Source organism: Arthrobacter sp. TJ-236, from assembly GCF_058269235.1.
Genome location: NZ_JBZCNI010000014.1, coordinates 1 through 3,354, shown reverse-complemented (window position 1 = coordinate 3,354; position 3,354 = coordinate 1). Strand labels below are relative to the sequence as shown.

The window sequence follows — 3,354 nt, the reverse complement described above, 5'->3', positions numbered from 1 at the left end:
TTCTGGTACGGGACCAGTTGAAACCATGTGCAAGGAACAGGCTCAAGTCGGTGCGGTGTTCCGTGCGCCGTACTTCACGCAACGCTGTCATGCACTGATTCAAACCGCGGTGTCAGCAACAACATACGGTGAAGGTCCGGAGCCTTGATGTGAGCCGAAAGAACCAGCTCATGGCGCGATCGCATCGGGGCGCTTTCGTCCGTCTATGTGGTGGTCATCCGGTCGGTGAAGCTGTTGCTTTTGCGTCCACGACACACCTCTTGAGACAATGAGCGCACTAAGCGTCGAATAACGAGGATGAATGAACATGCTGCAAACCTTCGGGAACGGTATGGCCATGGTGAGCGGGGTGGCCCTTCGGGCCCTCTGTGCGCCCCGGCCGATGCCGGCCTCCCTATGCGCAGCAGACAGCTCCGAGAGCTGATCCTCCCAACCAACGCGTTGACGACACCGCACGCCTGGATTCGGGATACCGCATGGCCTCCGCTGGCAAAGCCCGATCATTTTCGAGCCTCATCCACGGCAAAGGCGATTCTTCATGCACCCCCTCTCCATCAAAGACATTCGTTCGTCCTTCATCAATGCCACCCGGTCTGAGACCGCAAAACTCACTCCGCCCAAAGACCTTGACGCGCTGGACTGGGCAAACCTTGACCTACTCGGCTGGCGTGACGAAAAAATGCCGTTACGCGGCTACCTCGTGCTGCCAACCGATCAAGGGCTGACGTCTATCCTGCTCAGGGCACCCGAGGGAGGTCCTCGCCGAAACCGTTCGGTCCTGTGCGACCTGTGCCGCGACGTTCACTCCAAGGAGGACGTCCTGCTGTGGGTCGCCCGCCGGGCTGGCCAATCCGGCCGCAACGGCAATACCGTCGGCACACTCATCTGCGCGGACTTTATCTGCTCTTCAAACGTGCGCAAGGAACCGCCGGCGAGCGAGATTCACCTTGACCCGGCGCTCGTGGTTCTGCGGCAGGTAAAGGAACTACAGGAACGCGCGCAAAAGTTCGTCGGGCGGGTACGGCAGCAGTAGCTACGGGATAGAGCTCCGGCGGGCTTGGCTGGGCCTTTCGCCCTGTTCCTCCGTCGGGGCTCTTTTCTCCCGCGGGCCAATCCAGAAGTTCTCATGGCGCTGTGCGGCTACACCGGTTACAAACGTCGCTATGAACCCGGAGGAGCATCAGGTATGCGACGACAAGTCAGCAGGTACAGGAATCGACGCCGCGAATGCCACCCGCACTCCGCGTTCGAGTGTTCTGGAGGACGAGATACTCAAGCGGATCGCTGCCGACCACGGGAAAACCCACGCAGGTCATGTTGCGCTGGCACCTTGAGCAAGGCCGTTTCGCGATCCCTAAATCGACAAACCCGCAGCGAATTGCGCAGAACATCGATGTTTTCGACTTCACCCTGACCGACCAGGAGCTTGCAACGATCGACGCACTCGACCGCGGAGTACGCGGCGGACCCGACCCCGACGAAGTCGACCCCTCGACGTGGGACCTCACCATCCCCGAACCCTGATCCAAAGGCGTTTTGCCCTTCGCCTACCTGTCACCGGCGAGGACGCTGCATAGCCAAGTGAAGGAACACCTAGCGAGACTCTCAGATCAGGTGAACACCGATACGGTAGCTAGGTGGGGCCGGACAACTTAGAGCAGGAGTGAACAATGGCGCAGCGCGTGCAAGTTGAATTGGTTGACGATCTCAGCGGTGAGACAGCAGACGAAACAGTACGGTTCGGACTCGACGGTACTGAATACGAGATCGACCTCACCACCGAGAACGCTTCGAAACTGCGCTCCGTCCTCTTCGAATACGTGGAGAAAGGACGGAAGGCCAGCACTGGACGCCGGAGCCCGAACGCTACTAAGGCAGGCGGGACAGCTAGCCGCTCAAAGCGCGAAGACACCCAGCAGATCCGCGCCTGGGCGCAGGAAAACGGGTACAACCCCAGCTCGAGGGGCCGCATCAACCAAACCATCATCGACGCGTACAACGAAGCCCAGAAGTAAGGGACAGCGGAACCCTTCCATGGACGAGCGGAAACGACTGGAACCACTGCTGCGCCCCGATGAGACCCTGCATTGGACAGGCCGGCCGGACCCGAAGGTCCACTTCTCCCCCGCCGACCTCTTCCTCATCCCCTTCAGCCTGCTCTGGGGTGGATTCGCCTTGTACTGGGAATACCAGGTCATCACGTCAGATGCTCAGCCCGTCTTCATCCTCTTCGGGATCCCGTTCGTCCTCATGGGCCTCTACCTGATCATCGGCCGCTTCATCTTCAAGAGCCGACGCAAACGCTTCACCGTGTACGGGCTGACCGAGAGCCGGGCCATCGTGTCCACCGGCGACCGCTCCTACCAAGACGCTCCCATCCACGGCGTGACCGTCAGCACCAAACACGCACGGAACAACACCCACGCCACAGTGACCTTCGGCAGCAACCGCTACACCATGGACCAGAACACCGGCATGGGTATCCTCGGTGCCGGACAGGACCAAGGCATCGGATTCTTCGACGTACCCAACCCCGACAAGCTCACCCGCACCCTCAACGCCCTACGCTGAACCTCGCACAGAAGACGAAAAAACTTCAGGGTCTCCCCTCATCTCTGCGTGCGGGTTAGTCAGGGGTTGAGAACAGAGCCGGCGGCGCAGCCACCACCGGCAGCGCCGTAGCTGTCGGGGCGTGTTTGGCGATGGTGCAGCCCTTGAAGGGTCCGTTGGTGTAGAACAGTGCGCGCATCGTGGGGTCGGCGTGGATCCTCCACCAGTCGGACATGCCAGTGCCGGGATCGAGCCTCAGGGTTTCCCAGGCCCTCCAGAGGGCGTTGAGGCGGCTCACCGCCTCGATGTGCGCCCACCAGCTGGCACACCAGGTGAACTCCTTTTGATGGCCCATCGGATCCACAGGGCGCGGGTAGTGGTGCACGAGGTACTCCGTGACGAACACCTCGAGGTTCGGGAAGTACGTCGACGGTTCAGCACTCGCAGCATCTGGCTCGTCGGAATCATCGCTGTCGGGTTCGGGTTCGTCTGCGGATGGTGCCTGGATGAGCTGGTCGAACTCGTTGCCGGCGTCAAAGGGTGACTGCACGTCCACCGGTTACTCCTTCACCATGCTCGACCAGCGGTTCCCGCCGCCGGTCCGGGCCACCGACTGTGACACTGACCCTGTGACCGGTTCTGTCACCGGTGCCACGACCGGTTCGGGTACGAGGACTGGCGCCGGTGTCGGCGCCGGTGGGTTCAGGCGCGCGGCCTCGACCGCGGCGATCTTCGCCGCGTACGGTCGGTCACTGATCGGGATTGTGCGGAGCAGGACCGCGCGCGAGCCGGAGCCGAGCATGA

The 3,354-nt window shown here is 61.5% G+C and carries 5 protein-coding genes and 1 pseudogene; 4 read left to right on the top strand and 2 right to left on the bottom strand.

Going from position 1 to position 3,354, the window contains the following annotated elements; all coding sequences use genetic code 11:
- Positions 1–538: 538 nt before the first annotated feature.
- The 4 genes from AC4D16_RS16950 to AC4D16_RS16935 all read left to right on the top strand — a co-directional run bounded on the left by AC4D16_RS16950 (position 539) and on the right by AC4D16_RS16935 (position 2,571).
- The gene (locus AC4D16_RS16950) at positions 539–1,033 is read left to right on the top strand and encodes an FBP domain-containing protein (RefSeq protein WP_490950996.1); all 495 of its coding nucleotides are present in this window, start codon (positions 539–541) and stop codon (positions 1,031–1,033) included.
- Positions 1,034–1,314: 281 nt separating this feature from the next.
- Positions 1,315–1,524 carry an aldo/keto reductase gene (locus AC4D16_RS16945; protein ID WP_490955860.1) on the top strand — a complete coding sequence of 70 codons (210 nt, stop codon included), beginning with the start codon at positions 1,315–1,317 and terminating at the stop codon, positions 1,522–1,524.
- Between the two features lie 146 nt (positions 1,525–1,670).
- Positions 1,671–2,015: a histone-like nucleoid-structuring protein Lsr2 gene (locus AC4D16_RS16940; protein ID WP_490955859.1), complete on the top strand. Its 345-nt coding sequence runs from the start codon at positions 1,671–1,673 to the stop codon at positions 2,013–2,015.
- A 19-nt stretch (positions 2,016–2,034) separates the two neighbouring features.
- Positions 2,035–2,571: a hypothetical protein gene (locus AC4D16_RS16935; protein WP_490955858.1), complete on the top strand. Its 537-nt coding sequence runs from the start codon at positions 2,035–2,037 to the stop codon at positions 2,569–2,571.
- A gap of 55 nt (positions 2,572–2,626) precedes the next feature.
- Here the strand turns inward: AC4D16_RS16935 and AC4D16_RS16930 are convergent, their stop codons facing one another.
- Together AC4D16_RS16930 and AC4D16_RS16925 are read right to left on the bottom strand one after the other, a co-directional pair.
- The gene (locus AC4D16_RS16930; protein ID WP_490955857.1) at positions 2,627–3,106 is read right to left on the bottom strand and encodes a DUF4913 domain-containing protein; all 480 of its coding nucleotides are present in this window, start codon (positions 3,104–3,106) and stop codon (positions 2,627–2,629) included.
- Positions 3,107–3,109: 3 nt separating this feature from the next.
- Positions 3,110–3,354: pseudogene (locus AC4D16_RS16925) on the bottom strand (hypothetical protein); the annotation flags it as partial.